The 17,899-nt window shown below is 37.9% G+C and carries 15 protein-coding genes and 1 riboswitch; of the genes, 13 read left to right on the forward strand and 2 right to left on the reverse strand.

Annotated elements, in window-relative coordinates:
* Nucleotides 1-234: 234 nt before the first annotated feature.
* A riboswitch (purine riboswitch) is annotated at nucleotides 235-335 on the forward strand.
* Nucleotides 336-533: 198 nt separating this feature from the next.
* The 3 genes from MHH64_RS07495 to MHH64_RS07505 all read left to right on the forward strand — a co-directional run bounded on the left by MHH64_RS07495 (nucleotide 534) and on the right by MHH64_RS07505 (nucleotide 3,324).
* Nucleotides 534-1,838 (forward strand): NCS2 family permease, encoded by a 1,305-nt coding sequence (locus MHH64_RS07495; RefSeq protein WP_095312539.1) that lies wholly within the window; start codon nucleotides 534-536, stop codon nucleotides 1,836-1,838.
* Nucleotides 1,839-2,206: 368 nt separating this feature from the next.
* The gene (locus MHH64_RS07500) at nucleotides 2,207-2,692 is read left to right on the forward strand and encodes a GyrI-like domain-containing protein (RefSeq protein WP_251659571.1); all 486 of its coding nucleotides are present in this window, start codon (nucleotides 2,207-2,209) and stop codon (nucleotides 2,690-2,692) included.
* A 107-nt stretch (nucleotides 2,693-2,799) separates the two neighbouring features.
* Nucleotides 2,800-3,324: a GNAT family protein gene (locus tag MHH64_RS07505; RefSeq protein WP_095312545.1), complete on the forward strand. Its 525-nt coding sequence runs from the start codon at nucleotides 2,800-2,802 to the stop codon at nucleotides 3,322-3,324.
* 233 nt (nucleotides 3,325-3,557) lie between these two features.
* Here MHH64_RS07505 and MHH64_RS07510 read toward each other — a convergent pair whose 3' ends face one another.
* Nucleotides 3,558-4,730, reverse strand: coding sequence for an MFS transporter (locus tag MHH64_RS07510; RefSeq protein WP_095312547.1), 1,173 nt, complete (start codon nucleotides 4,728-4,730; stop codon nucleotides 3,558-3,560).
* 172 nt (nucleotides 4,731-4,902) lie between these two features.
* Here MHH64_RS07510 and MHH64_RS07515 point away from each other — a divergent pair, with 172 nt between their 5' ends.
* On the forward strand, nucleotides 4,903-5,616 hold the full coding sequence (locus MHH64_RS07515) for a gamma-glutamyl-gamma-aminobutyrate hydrolase family protein (RefSeq protein ID WP_095312550.1): 714 nt from the start codon (nucleotides 4,903-4,905) through the stop codon (nucleotides 5,614-5,616).
* A gap of 39 nt (nucleotides 5,617-5,655) precedes the next feature.
* On the opposite strand, the gene msrA is transcribed toward MHH64_RS07515, so the two are convergent.
* Nucleotides 5,656-6,177, reverse strand: a complete 522-nt coding sequence (gene msrA, locus MHH64_RS07520) for a peptide-methionine (S)-S-oxide reductase MsrA (protein ID WP_095312552.1) — start codon at nucleotides 6,175-6,177, stop codon at nucleotides 5,656-5,658.
* A gap of 75 nt (nucleotides 6,178-6,252) precedes the next feature.
* Between msrA and MHH64_RS07525 the strand changes: the two genes are divergently transcribed.
* The 9 genes from MHH64_RS07525 (at nucleotide 6,253) to MHH64_RS07565 (ending at nucleotide 17,677) form a co-directional block, all read left to right on the forward strand.
* Nucleotides 6,253-6,792 carry an MOSC domain-containing protein gene (locus MHH64_RS07525; protein WP_095312555.1) on the forward strand — a complete coding sequence of 180 codons (540 nt, stop codon included), beginning with the start codon at nucleotides 6,253-6,255 and terminating at the stop codon, nucleotides 6,790-6,792.
* A gap of 334 nt (nucleotides 6,793-7,126) precedes the next feature.
* Complete coding sequence (locus MHH64_RS07530; RefSeq protein ID WP_095312557.1) at nucleotides 7,127-8,389, forward strand: Nramp family divalent metal transporter; 1,263 nt, start codon at nucleotides 7,127-7,129, stop codon at nucleotides 8,387-8,389.
* A 241-nt stretch (nucleotides 8,390-8,630) separates the two neighbouring features.
* A complete protein-coding gene (locus MHH64_RS07535) occupies nucleotides 8,631-9,269 on the forward strand; it encodes a DUF2179 domain-containing protein (RefSeq protein ID WP_095312560.1) in 639 nt (212 codons plus the stop codon).
* Nucleotides 9,270-9,406: 137 nt separating this feature from the next.
* Nucleotides 9,407-12,664 (forward strand): BTAD domain-containing putative transcriptional regulator, encoded by a 3,258-nt coding sequence (locus MHH64_RS07540; RefSeq protein WP_095312563.1) that lies wholly within the window; start codon nucleotides 9,407-9,409, stop codon nucleotides 12,662-12,664.
* A 159-nt stretch (nucleotides 12,665-12,823) separates the two neighbouring features.
* Nucleotides 12,824-13,423: a TetR/AcrR family transcriptional regulator gene (locus MHH64_RS07545; protein ID WP_095312566.1), complete on the forward strand. Its 600-nt coding sequence runs from the start codon at nucleotides 12,824-12,826 to the stop codon at nucleotides 13,421-13,423.
* Between the two features lie 5 nt (nucleotides 13,424-13,428).
* Nucleotides 13,429-14,922, forward strand: a complete 1,494-nt coding sequence (locus tag MHH64_RS07550) for an AMP-binding protein (protein WP_095312568.1) — start codon at nucleotides 13,429-13,431, stop codon at nucleotides 14,920-14,922.
* Nucleotides 14,923-14,948: 26 nt separating this feature from the next.
* Complete coding sequence (locus MHH64_RS07555) at nucleotides 14,949-15,368, forward strand: MaoC family dehydratase (RefSeq protein ID WP_187393182.1); 420 nt, start codon at nucleotides 14,949-14,951, stop codon at nucleotides 15,366-15,368.
* Nucleotides 15,365-16,372: a 3-oxoacyl-ACP synthase gene (locus MHH64_RS07560; RefSeq protein WP_095312575.1), complete on the forward strand. Its 1,008-nt coding sequence runs from the start codon at nucleotides 15,365-15,367 to the stop codon at nucleotides 16,370-16,372. Before MHH64_RS07555 ends, MHH64_RS07560 begins: the two co-directional genes overlap by 4 nt.
* Nucleotides 16,373-16,471: 99 nt before the next feature.
* Entirely contained in the window at nucleotides 16,472-17,677 is a 1,206-nt protein-coding gene (locus tag MHH64_RS07565) for a substrate-binding domain-containing protein (protein ID WP_187393178.1), read from the forward strand.
* Nucleotides 17,678-17,899: the final 222 nt, after the last annotated feature.

Consider the following 17,899-nt stretch of genomic DNA (forward strand, 5'->3'; position numbering starts at 1 on the left):
TTGTATGTTGTGTTTTTATCATTGGGATGAAAATAAGTGATGGTGAAGTTTTGTACTAATATTATCCCTGTCTCAATTATAAATGATAATTGGTATGATTAGGAAAATAATATGAAAAAACTCTTTTTATGATTAGTTTTATAAATCAGATTAAAATTTAACGAACGTTAATATATTTTTACATAAATAATGTACGCATTTTGTTGACAAATCGTTACTGAGTTAGTAATCTATTGATGTGAATTAAAAGAAAAGCGTATAATTTCGGGGATAGGGCCCAGAGTTTCTACCAGACTACCGTAAATGGTCTGACTACGCAAAGATGAAAGTAATCAAGGGATTGATGTTATCTCTTGTATTACCCCTTCTTGCATAGTTAATGGGTAGTGCTCTTGGTCAAATGATCAAGGGCATTTTGGCAAGCATAAAAGTATAAAACTTTTAAATTTGCATGAGTGCTACTAAGGCATCCGCTTAAAAGCATAGCGAATGCCAAGTTTGCTAATTTCCGAAAAAGCTGAGGAGGACAATGAATGAAAAAGTATTTTCAGTTTGATGAACTGCGGACGAATTACAGAACGGAGTTTATGGCTGGTTTAACCACGTTTTTAGCGATGGCATATATTCTTTTTGTTAACCCATCAATACTTGCTGAAGCGGGAATGGATGAACAGGCTGTCTTTGCAGCAACTGCTATAGCTGCAGCTGTTGGTTCGTTATTTATGGGAGTGATTGCGAAGTATCCAATTGCATTGGCGCCTGGAATGGGATTAAACGCCTTTTTTGCATACACGGTTGTATTAGGCTATGGTATTCCTTGGCAAACGGCATTAGCAGGAGTTCTAGCATCAGGAATTATCTTTATTATTTTTACATTAACTGGTTTACGTGAACTGATTATAAATGCTATTCCTGCAAATATGAAATTAGCAGTTGGAGCAGGGATTGGGTTATTCATTGCTTTAGTTGGGCTTATTAACTCAGGAATTATTGTTAGTGATGAAGCCACTTTAGTTGCACTTGGTGACTTAACTTCACCAACTGTTTTATTAGCTATCTTTGGGGTTGTCGTATCTGTCATACTTCTAACGCTCGGTCTAAAGGCTGGGATTTTCTACGGGATGATTCTAACGGCAATTGTGGGAATGATCTTTGGGTTAATCGCTGCACCTTCCGGAATTGGCAGTATTGTAAGTTCTGTTCCAAGTCTAGAGCCAACATTTGGTCAAGCGTTTTTGCATTTTGGTGAAATTTTTACATTAGAAATGCTCGTTGTTATTCTAACGTTCTTATTTGTTGATTTCTTTGATACTGCAGGGACACTGTTAGCAGTCGCAAGGCAAGCTGGTTTAGTGAAAGATAATAAACTGCCTCGTGCAGGAAGAGCATTGTTTGCAGATTCGACTGCAACTGTAGTTGGAGCAGTTGTTGGTACATCTACAACAACTTCTTATGTCGAATCAACGTCTGGTGTTGCTGTTGGTGGACGCTCTGGATTCACCTCGGTTGTTACAGCTGGATTCTTCTTATTGGCTTTGTTCTTCTCACCATTATTAAGTGTTGTAACAGCAGAAGTGACAGCTCCTGCATTAATTATCGTCGGTGTGATGATGGCGAGTGCGCTGAAGCATATTGAATGGGAACAATTTGAGATCGCAGTACCTGCTTTTTTAACAGTACTCATGATGCCGTTAACCTATAGTATTGCAACAGGAATTGCGATTGGATTTATTTTCTATCCAATCACAATGATTGTAAAAGGGCGGGCGAAAGAAATACATCCAATCATGTACGGATTATTTGTTGTCTTTGTTCTATATTTTGTTTTCTTAAGTTAGCCAAGAGAATGTTTCTTTTCTCTTGGTTTTTTTTTATGTATCTATCCAATTACTGATGGTCACAATGAAATGGCTGATGTTTACAAATAGTTTTTCACGAATACTTACTCACATCAAAAAGTTAAATCAATATGTAATACGTTGGATTATTATCACGAAATAAACATAAAAAAGAACTACTGTTGCAGATTTGAAATAAAGTTAAATCGTTTGTAAGAAGTTCGACCATTTATTCAAAAGGTTGCACCGTTTTCCCCCTTTGGATATGATGATTCCAAAGGGTTTTTACGGAAAACAATATTCCGCAATCAGGCCATTATGCGGAATAACGTTATGAAGGATTTTTATTTTTGGAGGGAGGGTATCTAATGAAAAACTTTCATTACGAAATTAAAAAGCTTCCTGCCTATCGTGCTATGGGAATTAAATGCGACGTTGCATTTACTGAAATGAAAAAGATTAAAGATGTGATTCAAAGTGCAATTAAAAGAGTGGATGAGCTTGAATATGCTGTAAATAAAGATACAAGATTGGGCTTTTCTTATCATATTCGATCAGATGGTTTCGTTTATTATTCTGCCTATGAAGTACGGAAGGAACAACAACTTCCAGAAGATATGGTTGAAATTCATGTTCCAGAAATGACCTACTTGGTCACAAAACATGATGGTGGAAGTATTGAAGAAACTTATGGAAAAATCATGGAATGGCTAAATGAAAATGAATACATAGTTTTTAAAGAGCAAGGTGTTGATTACTATGATGACTTGCCGATAAAGCATGAAAAATACCCAATTGATGTAGATACAAGGGATCCACATTTTGAAATCTTAATACCTATAGAAAAGCTATAGACAATCTAAATGAGGTGCTTTTGCGGAACAAGCGCTTTGCAGGCCATTTAGTGGATTAATAAGGTAGCTTAGTAACAAATCATTTGACATTCAAAGGAGGAGTTTCTTTGAAGTTTAACACTGAAAGATTAACAATTCGACCGTTTAAAAGTAATGACTTACATAATGTATTTAACATTTACAAAAACGATGATACATGTAAATATCTCTTGCATGATAAATGGACACATGAAAATATGGAAGAAGAGTTTAATAAAAAGCTAGAAAATAGTGCACTTACTAAAGAATCAATGTTAAGTGTGGCGGTAGTAAATCGTTCTAAAGTAATTGGAGATCTATCTGTATGGTATACAGATATGAAAGATACTGTTGAAATTGGTTATAGTTTTTCTAATGAATCTTCAGGAATGGGTTATGCAACAGAAGCCGTGGGCAGTTTAGTCAAGAAGCTATTTGATGAATTTGATGTGCATCGTATACAAGCTAACCTTGATGCAAGAAATGAAGCATCACAAAAATTATGCGAGCGTATTGGTATGAGGAAAGAAGCTCATTTCATTCAGGATTTTTGGAATAAAGGGGAATGGACAGATAGCATTGTATATGGAATGTTGCTTTCAGATTTAAATTAAAGCTAAAATCAAGAATACCTGCTAATATCAGTTTAACCGAACTTAGGTAAATAGAGTGGGGTTGTCGAAAATCACATAGAAAGTGGTCAAGCTTTTTTTAAAAATTGAACAATCCCTCACAAAGAAAAGAATCCATTTTGATCAGTCTTTTTTCAAAATGGATTCGTAATACTAGTATTTTGATCGACCTTTATTTTAAATCTACTACTAACAAAATAGAAGCTCCTAATACATTATTCCACTTCTCGAACCGCATCCTCTTTTCCGAATGGCAGCAAGTGATAAAGAATAAGCGAGACCGTTCCGATTGCTGCGAGAGACCCCATAACTAGATACATCATGCTTCCACCAAATAATTCGATAATTGGACCACCTGCTAATGAGCCGATAATCCCGGAAAGACCAAAGTACACAGAGAAGAAAATGAGATGACCAGTTGATTGTAGTAAACTTGGAATTAATCGTGTCACATATTCAAAGGCAGCTGTGTAAAATACACCAAACGTTAATCCATGCATGAATTGAAGTGCGATAACATGCATCGGGTCATCAACATATGCGTATAAGAACCAACGAATCGTATAAAGGATTGCTGCAGCTATGATAAAGATTAATGTTCGGTACTTTTTGAACCAAAAGCCTGCAAGTGCAAATACTGCAGCTTCTGAAATAACTCCCATGAACCAAGCAAGTCCAACTAACGATTCGCTTCCGCCAAGTTCTGCAATATAGAGTGCTATATAATAATCATTCATGCGGTGGGTTATTGTAATAAAGACAATGACAACCAGAAAGAGAAGGAAAGGTTTATTTGTAAAAATTTTGCGAACATCTTTCAACTTTACAGGCTCTGATTCCACTTTCACATCTTTCATTGGAATGAGGACAAATAAAATAACGAGTCCGAAAAATAAATACGGCCAAATCATATATTGAACACCGAATTGGTCAAGAATTCTACCAACAATTAATGCTGAAATTGCAAAGCCAACAGAACCCCACATCCGAATTGAACCAAAGGAAATATTTAATTCATCTGCTCGTCTTTGGGCAAGGCTGTCACTTAGCGCTCCAATTGGTGTCGCGAAGAAGTAAAACGCTGCGCCTGTAATTAAGATAGTCGATAATGTATCCATCTGAAAGAAGATAGAGCTTCCAATTAGGAGACCAATCACACAAATGAACAATATTTTTCGTACTGTTTTGAATTTATCGCTTAAATATCCCCAAATTGGCTGTGCAAGAAGGGAAGCACAAGATTCAACTGCGAGCACCCAGCCAATTTCAGTTCCGTTTAACCCACGATAATGTAAATAAAGTGGCAAAAAACTAATCAGAATGGTGTTGGAGGCATGAAAGCTTACAAATAATGTTTTTAAAGGTATAAGTGATTTTTGTATGGACAAACGTCTTGGGCCCTCCTTATATAAAGTCTACGATTAAATAGTAAGCATATAAATGAATGTGTTAGACTACTATACCATGATTTTTTAGTGTTAAATAGAATTGTTAAGAAAAAAACAAATAACAGATTAATCAGAATGTATTGGTTGCACAGACCAATTAGGAGGAGTTGTAATGAAACCAATTATTGGAGTAACAGCGTCCATGGAAACGGACCGGGCTTACTACAGTACAGCTAAACGAAATGTGAAAGCAATTATCGATGCAGGAGGTATCCCTGTCATTCTACCATACATCATAGAAGGGGAGGATGTTGCAGAAATTGTTAACCGGTTGGATGGTCTTTATGCCACAGGTGGGGGAGATATCGACCCGATTCTATTTGGAGAAGAACCGCACCCTAAGCTTGGTTTGATTATACCGGAACGCGATCAATCGGAACTTATTCTTATTCAAAAAATGCTAGAAATGAAAAAACCAATTCTTGGTGTTTGTAGGGGAAGTCAGATTTTAAACATAGCTGCTGGTGGAGATATGTATCAAGATATTTATTCGCAAATCGATAAGCAATTGCTCCAGCATTCGCAAAAAGCGCCTTTTGATTATGGTTCCCATTTTGTTTATGTCAAGAAAGACTCGCTATTACACAAGCTGACAGATGAAGATAAATTACGTGTGAATAGCTATCACCACCAGGCTAATCGTAAGGTTCCGAAAGAGTTTCAGATTAGTGGGACTGCAAGTGATGGTGTGATTGAGGCAATTGAGAGTAAAACCCATCCTTTTGTACTTGGCTTGCAATGGCATCCGGAGGGGATGACGGAAGTAAATGATGAAGCATCGCTTAAAATTTACGCTGGCTTTATGAAGGCATGTATTTCTAAATAGAAGGAAAGCTGTCTATTAAAGACAGCTCCCTCCTCGCAATTATTTCCAAACGCTATCAATAAACTCATCTCTTCCAGATTTCGCACGGTCTTCTTCATATTCTGCTTTATGCGTTTTGTAAAAATCCTGATGGTAATCTTCTGCATGATAAAAGGTAGTAGCTGGAAGAGTCTCTGTAACAATCGGTTTTGAGAATTTGCCACTTGCAGCTAATTCCTGCTTAGCAGCCTCCGCTAATTCTTTCTGGTTTTCATCGTGATAAAAGATTGCAGTACGATATTGGTCTCCACGATCATCAAACTGTCCCCCAGCATCTGTAGGATCAATTTGTTTCCAAAATAAATCAATGATTGTCTCGTAGGAAATTATATCTGGATCATAGGTGATTTCAACTGCTTCATAATGTCCCGTTGTACCAGTTTTTACTTGTTCATATGTCGGGTTTTTCACATGTCCACCAATATATCCGGAAATAACACTATGTACGCCATCCCATTGATCAAATGGCTTTACCATACACCAAAAGCAGCCCCCTGCAAATGTCGCTTTTTTAATTGTCATTCATGATTCCTCCCTGTATGAATTGGAACGATAATCTAGTAAAATATACTATATCACAAATAAGTAGGTGACATAATGGAAGAACCTCACGTACATAAAATATTTACAAATCATAAGGAGTTAATGGAATCCTTTTTATTACAGAAAACGGGATTTTTGAGTGATGCAGAGAGTCAAGATGCTAATAAAAGCAAAATGGATAAAGCAATCTTTGCTTACCCAATTAAACATTATACGGAGTTGCAAGACATGGGGTCGAACGGTGAAAATTTTGCTGTGCTTGAAATGGATGAATTTACTGTGTTTATTGGAGATACGTTTAAAATTGGTGATGCCATTATTCAAGTTTCGCAGCCCGGCCCTGTATCAAGGCAACATCTTCAAGGTGGATTACAAACAGGCTGGTACTTTCGGGTAATACAGGAGGGGATGATTCAAGGCGCGACAGATTTTGAATTACTTGAGCGCCCATATCCAGAATGGTCAATTGCGGCATGTACAGAAGTAGTATATTTGCATCAAGATGATTTTCGCGCTGCAGATGATTTGTATGCCTGTGAAGCACTTGGTGATATTTGGAGACGTACATTGCGAAAGAGATTACGGGGATTTTAATTGACCTTAAGTGCGTGTTCACCAGATTTTTTGAACAACCTTCTATAATCAAATATCGATGCACAAAGGAATGGTTATCTTGCTAGCCATTCCTTTTATGATATTAGAATATACAGTGCTTGTAATTCGTAATTCCAATAACTTCCACGTAAGTGTTACTTCGCGCATTTCTACAAGTTCTCGGGCGGCACCTCTACAAGAATTTAGTTTTATTCCTATTTAGGAAGGGTAGTAGAAAAAGGATGTATCAATTACATTTGTTGACGAATTGTTATACATATACATGCAATTCGAAACATAGGGATTAAAAAAATGAAAAATTAGAGGTGAGTCAATGGGGTTAACCCAGCAAGAAAACGATGATTCAGACGGTAGGAAGGATACAATTATTGACAAGATAAAGAGCGTTGGTCCAGGGGCCATTATTGCCGCGTCATTTGTTGGTCCGGGGACTGTGACAACAGCAACGCAGGCTGGTGCATCATTTGGCTACGCGCTTGTCTGGGCGGTTGTGTTTTCGATTATTGCTACCATGGTTTTGCAGGAAATGTCAGCTCGCCTAGGAATTATCGCACAAAAAGGTTTGGCAGAGGCGATAAGAGATCAATTTGCAAATCCTATTATTAAATATAGTGTGATTTGGTTTGTGATCATAGCCATTTCGGTAGGCTGTGCAGCGTATATGAGTGGTGATTTGAATGGCACATCATTGGGTATATCTGCTTTAACAGGTGGATCGGTTAAAATGATTGGTCCGATCGTTGGTGTTATTATCCTAATACTTGGATTAACGGGAAGTTATAAATTAATTGAGAAATTAATGATTGTATTTGTCGTTCTCATGAGTGTTATCTTCATTACAACCATGTTTATAGCAAAGCCAGATATTGGAGGGATTCTTACTGGAATGTTTGTGCCGACAATTCCGGTTGGTTCCATTATTACGGTTATTGCTTTAATCGGAACAACAGTTGTACCGTATAATTTGTTTATTCACTCTACATCTGTGCAGGAAAGATGGAATAAGCCTGAGCATTTGAAAAAGTCACGTTGGGACATTTATTTATCGATTGGCGTCGGAGGATTGATCACAGCAGCTATCTTAATTACATCCGGTACATTAATGAGAGGAATTGAAGTTCAAAGTGTTGTCGATTTAGCGGTACAATTAGAGCCGCTTTTAGGAACCTATGCAGAAGCTTTTCTTGCAATTGGTATCTTTTCAGCAGGGTTTTCTTCTGCTACTGCATCAGCACTAGGGGCAGCAATCACAGTCAGCAGTATGCTAAAGTGGGAGAATGGGATGAAAAATTGGCGTTTTAAAGCGGTCTTTGCTTCCGTTATCCTCATTGGAATCATTACCTTTATCTTCAATTTCCAGCCGATGGATGTTCTACTTTTTGCTCAAGCACTAAATGGCATCCTTTTACCTGGTATTGCGATCTTGTTAATGATTATTATGAACAACAAAAAAACACTTGGCAGCTATCGCAACTCCATAAAAATAAATGTGATCGGTTCTGTTGTTGTGTTAATCTGTCTTGGTCTCGGTATGTATAGTTTTGTTACCGCTATTCAATCATTCTTAGCATTATAATAGGTGAGTTAGCATGATAATCAAGAAAAGTTCCATTATTGGTGTCCCTGTGCTTTTTTTGCTGGACACCAATTTGGTATGCTCGGATGAAAAAGGAAATTACCCACAGATGGAAAGATAGCTCATAAAAAAAATAATGCGATGGTACAAATTATATTTAAAATGAGGTATTCTAAAAGTGTGTATTTAAAATGAAATTTTACAACCTCTAAAATGGAAAGAAATCTAAGGAGGAATTCTATTGCTAAGTAATGCATTAATCATGCTCGCAATTATTTTTGCTGTTAATGTTGTCTACGTATCATTAATGACTATCCGAATGATTTTGACACTTAAAGGACGCAAATATATTGCTGCTTTTGTCAGTGTGTTTGAGATAACTGTATATATTGTTGGTTTGGGACTTGTACTAGATAATTTAAATGAAATTCAAAACTTAATTGCTTATGCACTTGGGTTTGGAACGGGATTAATTATTGGCTCCATAATTGAAGAAAAGCTGGCGCTCGGTTACATAACAGTTAATGTTGTTTCCACTAATCCTGATCTTAAATTTACAAAGAGAATTAGAGAAAAAGGATATGGAGTCACAAGCTGGTCATCGTATGGGATGGATGGAGATCGGTTATCGATATCAATTCTCACCCCGAGAAAATATGAGTTAAGGCTATACGAACTGATCCAGGAAATAGATCCGAAAGCATTTATCATTTCCTATGAACCAAAACGGATTCATGGCGGTTTTTGGGTTAAGCAAGTACGAAAAGGAAAGCTAATGAATCCAAAGAAAAAAGCTGCTGCAGAATCGGCGAAAAAGCAAATAGAGCGGGAAGAGCTAATGAAAGAAGATCCCAGTTCAGTAAATCAAGAAAAGAAATGAGTAGACGTTCATAAGTCTATTCATTTTTTTATGCATTGTTATAAGATATGGATTCTTGAAATATAAATCAATTTATAGGTAAACAATGGTATGATAAAATAATAGAATATAAAAATAATTTGGAAAGGAGGATGAAAATGAGACATATACCAATTGTTCATAGCCAGCTTTCACCACCGCCAATACGTGACCGATTTGTACAGCGCAGTCATTTGAATAAAAAGCTCATGCAGATACCGAACTACCCGTTAACATTATTGTATGCTGGAGCTGGATATGGCAAAAGCACGGCATTATCTCTCTTTACCAAAAATAGAAATGCAGCTGTCTGTTGGTATTCCATTTCCAAAAATGATGATGATCTCTTTCCATTTCTAACAAAACTCATTAGCTCTATTCGGCAATGCCATCCGCGGTTTGGCAACTCCATCGAAAAGGAATTAATGCGGCTGGATAATTATATGAATACGGAAGAAATTTATTCACTCGCAACGTTCTTTATCAATGAAGTAATTCAGCTTGATGAAGAAATTCTGATAATCTTAGATGATTTTCACCTTGTGATGAATTCGAGTGAAATTGAAAATATGCTCTTATATGTAGTCGAATATATACCATCAAATTTGCATATGATTGTCTCGAGCCGGAAAAAACCACGTTGGAATATTCTGCCCAAATTAAGGGGACAAGGGGAATTACTAGAGCTAACGCATTTTGACTTTGTTTTGTCGCCTGCTGAAATGTCCTATATTTTAGAGGAAATATACAAGACTGATGTTTTGGAGGAAGAGGTAGCGCAAATTTATCGCGCTACAGAAGGGTGGGCAATCGCATTCAATATGTTAGCCCAACAAATTGCTGAAAATACGTCCATAACTGCGATTTTACAAAATAAAAAGAAATCATTAAAGGACTTGTTTGCTTATTTGGCCTCGGAAGTATTGTCCAAACAGTCGTTAATTACACAGCAGTTTCTCATGCAGTCCAGTATATTTCATGTTTTATCACCTGAGATTTGTGATCACGTCCTTGAAATTCAAGGATCAGAAGAAATTCTAGTTGGACTCGTAGAACAGAATTTGTTTATTGAAGAAGGGGAAGGAAATGTCTATCGTTATCATGCATTGTTTCAAGCTTTTTTAGAAAACTTATTTATGCGTAAATATGAAAACGAATTCAACCTTTTGCATAAACGGGCAGCTAGCTACTATAAGCAAGTAGAGGACTTGGAATCTGCACTATATCACTATAAAAAGATAAATGAATCACAAGCAATTGCTGTCTTATTAAATGAGCATGGCCGTACAATGCTCCAATCTGGTAGATTGCAAGCTTTATATGATTTACTAGTTGAACTTCCTGACAATTATAAAGGGCAGTATCCACTGCTTTATTTTTATCAAGGGGAAATTGAGCGGTACAGATCATTATATGATCAAGCAGAGCACAACTATAATGCGATAAGTGATGCAATCACAAAAGGTGATAAAGCAAAAGACTATATTATGAGTCTTGCTTTAGAGGGAAAGGCACGTATCTATTTGGACACGATTCAGCCGGACCGGGCAGAGCATTTTGTAAATCAGGCCATTCAATTGCGTGAAAAAGCCTCCGCATCAAAGGAAGAGATGGCACGGCTATATGTATTAATGGCTGAGAATTTATTGAATGCCGGTCAAGCAGTAAAGGCAGAGGTTTGGTATGATCGTGCAAAGCGTCTAAACCTGCCGTTGGAAGAGAGTGAAAGTAATTTACAAGCGAGAATATATTTGAGGACAGGAAGGCTTGCACAAGCGAAGGAGATTTTAATTGCACGTAAACAGCAAAATGCAGGAAGTGAGAAAGAGCATTTGCCACAATCGCATCGAGAAACGGATTTAATTTTATCGATTATTGAAGCTTTTATGGGCAATGAAAAAGCAAGTAAACAATTAGCATCAGATAGCATTCAATTAGGGTTGGCGATTAAATCACCTTTTGTAGAAGCATGTGGCTGGATGCGATTAGGACATGCAGTTCAATTAATCAATCAATATAATCACAAATTAGCAATTCAATGCTACCAAACTTCCCTTGATATAATGGAGAAGATTAATGTATCTCGGGGCAAGGCAGAGCCATATATGGGGCTTTCTATTCTTTATGGGAAGCAGCAAGCATACAGCCTCGCGATGGATAATGCAAAACGAGGATTGCTGGAAACAGAGAAGGTAAATGACCGCTGGCTAAGTGCATTAATTAAGCTAGGAATTGCGATTACAGAAGTGTATCGGATGAATTACGATCAAGCAGTAAAAGCGATTGAAAAAGTAAGAACAGATATGATTGCTTGTGGTGATCGATATGTTATGATGGTTACCTCCTTTTGGTCAGCGTACATCGCATTTGAAAAGGGAGAGGCGGATGGATTTAAAGAAGAAATGATTGCGTTTCTTACAGCGGTTCAAGCTGAAGCATACGACTTTTTTCTGAAAAGAAGAACGACCTTTGGTCCGCTTGATATGCAAAACATGGCACCGATGCTGCTCAAAGCAAAGCAATTAGATATCGAATCTACCATTGTTACACGCATGCTGTCTGATCTTGGACTTGATAAAACTGTTAAAAATCATCCTGGCTATACGTTAGTAATTCAAACGTTAGGTCAATTCAAGCTATGGCTAGGTACAAAGCAAATTGAGTCAAACGATTGGCAACGTGGGAAGTCGAAGGAGTTATTTGAGCTTTTTATAACTAATCGAAATATAAAATTACAAAGAGAAGAGATTTTCCAAAGTCTCTGGCCAGACCAAGATGAAAAAACAGCAACTAAAAACTTTAAAGTAACCCTTAATGCTCTCTTAAAAGTACTAGAGCCACATCGAAAAGCAAGAGAGGATTCCTTCTTTATTATACGAGAAGGCAGCTCCTACGGGATTAATCCTGATGCGGTCTATGAATTAGATACGATCACGTTTGAAGCGCTTATCTTAAAGGGATTAGAAGAAAGTAATCCAAAGCACGCAGCAGAGTTATTAGAAAAAGGGTTAATGGTATATCAAGGTGATTACTTAAAAGACCTTCGATTTATTAGCTGGTGTACCACTGAAAGAGAACGCTTGCGTCAGTTGTTTTTACGTGGTGCAGAAAGGCTAGCGCAGCATTCGGTTCGATTACTAGACTTCCATCGGTGTATAGAATGGTGTGAGAAAATCCTAAGCTTGGACTCCACGTGGGAGGAAGCATATCGCCTAATGATGTATTGCTATTATCAAAATAATAACCGTCCTCAAGCGATTCGATGGTATGAGAAATGCTGTAATGTGCTGCAAGTGGAATTAGGTATCGAGCCAATGCAACAAACAGAAGAAATATATGATTTGATTATGGAATCAGAGGAATTAGACAAATATTGAGGAAGTTCTAAAGTATGTTATATCGAATGAACATCAAGCATCCGATTTCTTGGATGCTTGATTTTTTAAATGAATTTAGTAACTTTTAATATTTAAAATAAAATACACTTGCTAATTTTTAGATAATTATTTATAATCAAAAACTGAGGGGTGATTCATATGTCAGAAATTAAAGCGACACAATTAACTAAAAAGGGAATAAAAACAAGGCAAAAAATATTAGCAACGGCAGAGCAAATCTTTGGTGAAAAAGGATACTTTGAAACATCGATTGCTGAGATCACTGTACGAACAGGGGTAGCACAAGGGACGTTCTACAATTATTTTCCAACGAAAAAGGCGATATTTGATGAGCTGATTTATCAATTAAGTTCGGATTTCCGTTATGCGATTAAAAAGAATATGGATGAGGCTGACACATTTGAAGAAAAACAACGTGCGGGGTATTTTGCCTTTTTTAAATGGGTAATGAACCATCGTAATTTATATAGCATTATACAGCAATCCGTATTAGTTGATAACGAGCTTTATCGATGGTATTACGAAAAAATAGCCGATGGATTTATCAGAGCCATTGAGACAGCGGTTGATAGTGGAGATTGTAAACCGTTAAATCCAGAAACCGTGGCATATTGTTTAATGGGGATTGGACAATTTATTGGAATGCGCTGGGTGCTTTGGGAGGATAAGCTCGTACCAGAGGATGTATTTGATGAAGCAATGGAAATAATCTTTCACGGAATACGTGGCAGGGGGTAGACGAAATGGAGTCAATTGCTAATTGGATTCATAAGCGAGGATTAATCACGCCGAATCGCAACGCATTAATAAGTGAACATAATCAATATACCTACAAATCCCTTTCTACTAAAGTAAAATCGATGGCTGGTTTATTGCAAAACAAGTATCAGCTGGAAAAAGGAGATCGGGTCGCAATTCTTTCGCACAACCGGGAAGAATATATTATTTCTTATTTCGCAATAGCACAGCTTGGTCTAATTGCAGTTCCTTTAAATATCCGTTTACGAGCTACTGAAATAGCTTTTCAATTAACGGATAGTGGCACAAAAATGATTCTCTTTGAAACAGAGACAGAAGCATTACTTGAGGAAATAAAAGACTTGTTCGTTTTTGAAAACGCTTACTCGTTTGATGAGAGAATAGCAGATACCGAAGAAACAGTAGTGACAGTGGAAGTAGACGCGAGTGTGGATCCGTTTATTATTTGTTACACATCGGGAACAACTGGAAGGCCAAAGGGAGCTGTATTAACACAGGGAAACATGTTTTGGAATGCGGTAAATAATCAATATGCAATAGATATTACTTCAACAGATATTGTTCATGTGCTGCTTCCATTGTTCCATATCGGAGGAATTGGTTTATTTGCTTTTCCAACATTACTTGCAGGTGGATCCATCGTTATTCCCGGTAAATTCAATGCAGAGCTGGCGATTCGTTCCATTGAAACCCATCGTGTAACGATCGTTATGGGAGTCCCTACAATTCATGATGCAATTAGAAAGCATGCCTTATTTGATACAGCCGACTTTTCATCCGTGAGATGGTTTTATAGTGGAGGAGCCCCTTGTTCAGAAGAGATTATCCGCTCATTTATTGATCGTGGTCTTCCGTTTGGCCAAGGAATGGGGATGACAGAAACTGCTCCAACCATCTTTATGTTGTCTAAGGAGGATTACAAGCGAAAGATAGGATCCATTGGAAGGCCAGTCATGTTTTGTGAGATTGCTCTCGTAGATGAAATGGGTCAACCAGTTGATACTGACGAAGTTGGCGAACTGATTATTAAAGGACCAAATGTGATGAAAGAGTATTGGGGGTTGCCTGATAAAACAAAAGAAGCAATACGTGATGGGTGGTTCTATTCAGGTGATTTAATGCGTCAGGATGCGGAAGGCTTTATTTATGTGGCTGGAAGAAAAAAAGATATGATCATTTCTGGCGGGGAAAATATTTATCCATTGCAAGTGGAACAAACCATTTATGAGCTTCAAGCAATCCATGAATGTGCTGTAATTGGGATGGCTGATGATAAATGGGGAGAGGTACCGATTGCATTTATCTCATTAAACGATGGGAAAACCATAAGTAAGACAGAAATTATGGCACACTGCAGAGCGAACTTAGCAACTTATAAAGTACCGAAAGACATTCGGATTATCGAAGAATTACCGAAAAATGCGACTGGAAAAATAGATAAGGGAAAACTTACTCCTTTATTCAATTTCCCAACTTAAATTTATCAAACTAGCCTAAAGGGGGAATTACATTGGATTTTGCAGTTGGTGATGCAGCAGCTTTTTCAAGGACAATAACAGAAACAGATTTTACTATTTTTGCAGGTTTAAGTGGAGACTATAATCCGATACATGTGGATAAGGAGTATGCAAGGGAGACATTTTTTGGAGAACGAATTAGTCATGGGCTACTAACTGCAAGCTTCCTATCGAGATTATTAGGAATGCATTTGCCAGGTCCTGGATCTGTGTATGTATCACAAACCTTAACCTTTAAAAAGCCTGTCTATATTGGCGATACGATTACAGCTAGAGCAGAGGTCATCAAGGTAGAAGATGAAAAAAGGCTGCTAACGTTGGCCACGACCTGTTTAAATCAACATGGAGAAATCGTATTGGATGGCGAAGGGGTTATGAAACTACCAAAAAAGGAGCGTAATCGATGATTGGCATACAAGCAACCAGTATTTATGAACCAGAATTGAAAGAAACTGCAGTAGATTTAGCAGTTAAAACTGGGATACCAGAGCAGGTTATTGTGGAGAAGTTTGGTCTTTATGAAAAACGAATTGCTCCGGATCATTTGCATGCATCCGATTTGGCAATTGCAGCAGGTAAGAAAATTTTAAGGCATATCGATCCGAAAGCAATTGATGTTGTGATTTATTTTGGTAGCCCCTACAAGGACTATCCAATTTGGACAGCGTCCTCTAAAGCACAATATGAGCTTGGAACAACTAGTGCATATGCCTTTGAAATGATGAATGTAAGCTCTTGTTTTCCAATCGCAGTCAAAGTGGCGAAAGACATGATTCGTTCCGATGAAAGTGTTAACCATATTTTACTCGTTGGCGGATCAAAAGAGTCCATGACAATCAATTACGAGAACCCTCGTTCACGGTTTATGTTTAATTTTGCGGATGGTGGGACCGCTGCATTAGTATCGAGAAATGCGACAAAAAGTGAGATTCTTGCTTCATCGATTATCACGGATGGTTCGTTTAGCGGTGATGTACTTGTTCCAGGAGGAGGGTCTGTCCAGCCTGTTAGTACGGAAGTGGTAGAGAAGAAACTACACTTTCTTGATGTACCCGACCCACTAGGAATGAAAGAGAGGCTTGATCCGGTCTCCATACCGAACTTTACGCGTGTGATCAAACAAGCGGTAGAAAGGAGTGGAGTAAGACTAGATGATTTGAAAATGCTCTTTCCATTGCATACAAAGAAATCCATGTTCCGTGAGATGCTTGAAGGAGTTGGCTTAAAGGAGGATCAAGCTGTTTACTTAACACATCACGGACATATGTCTGCACTTGATCCATGCTATGGGCTTCATCTGGCAGAACGAAACGGATTATTGAAGAACGGGGATATCGCTGTTATTGTTTCCGCCGGAACTGGCTATACGTGGGCTGCTACTGCGATTCGTTGGTTTGGGATGGCTGTGTAAAAGACGTAGGTTTACGCAATGCACTGTAACTTCCTTGTAACTTGAAAATTTTATGATGATTGTAGGTAAAACGATTCTATTCAAAGGGGGCAAAAAGTAATGATAGCTAGGAGATTTGGAGTTGTTTTGATTGCAGTGTTGATCATTGGTGTACTAGCAGCTTGTGGAGATAGTGAAGGGGCATCCAGTGAAACAAAGGATACAGTCAAGGTTGGTGTACTTATTTCAGCAACTGGGGCATTAGAAACATACGGTGGCATGACAGAAAGAGGATTTAAATTAGGAATGGAATATGCTACAGACGGAACGATGGAAGTTGCAGGCAAGAAAATCGAATATATTTTTGAAGATACAGAGACAGACCCGACGATTGCACGGCAAAAGGCATTGAAGCTACTGGAAGATGATGAGGTAGATTTTCTTGTTGGATCATCAAGCTCAGGCGATACGCTAGCTGTAACACCATTAGCAGAAGAATACGAAAAAATCATGATTGTTGAACCAGCTGCAGCTGATAGTATTACAGGCTCTGAGTACAATGATTACGTATTCCGTACGGCAAGAAATTCCTCACAGGATGCCATTGCAGCCGCTGCAGCAGTAGCTGGTGAAGGAGTTAAAATAGCAACGCTTGCACCAGATTACTCCTTTGGTCATGATGGGGCAAAAGCATTTATCGAAGCTGCAGAGGAATTAGGGGCAGAGCTTGTTCATGAGGAATATGCCGATCAAGCAGCAACCGATTTTACAGCGAATATCCAAAAAATAATTGAAAAGAAACCAGATTATCTTTTCGTTGTGTGGTCGGGAGCAAATACACCATGGAATCAAATTGTAGATATGCGTGTGGAAGAGCAAGGAATTAAAGTAACGACAGGTGTTGCCGATAATGCAACATTGCCATCTATGAAGCCTTTAGTAGGGATGGAAGGTTTTACGCTTTATTATCATACATTACCGGATAATGAAGTGAATGACTGGTTAGTTGAAGAGCATAAAAAACAATATGATGGTGAAGCACCAGATCTATTTACAGCTGGAGGTATGAGTTCAGCTCTCGCAATTGTGGAAGCGCTTAAGCAAACGGATGGTGATACAGACGGTGCAACATTAATTGAAGCGATGGAAGGAATGAGCTTTGAAACACCAAAAGGAACAATGACATTCCGTCCAGAAGACCATCAAGCATTGCAGGAAATGTATTCGGTAACATTAGAAGAAAGTGATGAATTTGATTATCCAGTTCCAGTATTAAAACGTGTTCTAACACCGGAAGAAACAGCACCACCAATTATGAATGAGTAGTTGTAAAACGCGTTACAGGCAAGATAAATTGCTAGAGTATTATACAGAAAATAGGACAAATCTTTCATATCCTTACCTAAAGGGATTTGTCTAAGGATAAGAATGTATAAAATTAGGCGCAATCATGCTGATTTATCATAATTTACCACGTCTGGCTCCAGCGCCCTAAATGGGCGCTCCTTGAGCCTTTGTAATACATCATGCTGTAGGGGAGGAAGGAAA

This window comes from Oceanobacillus sp. FSL K6-0127, from assembly GCF_037983385.1.
GTDB classification, from domain to species: Bacteria; Bacillota; Bacilli; order Bacillales; family Amphibacillaceae; genus Oceanobacillus; species Oceanobacillus profundus.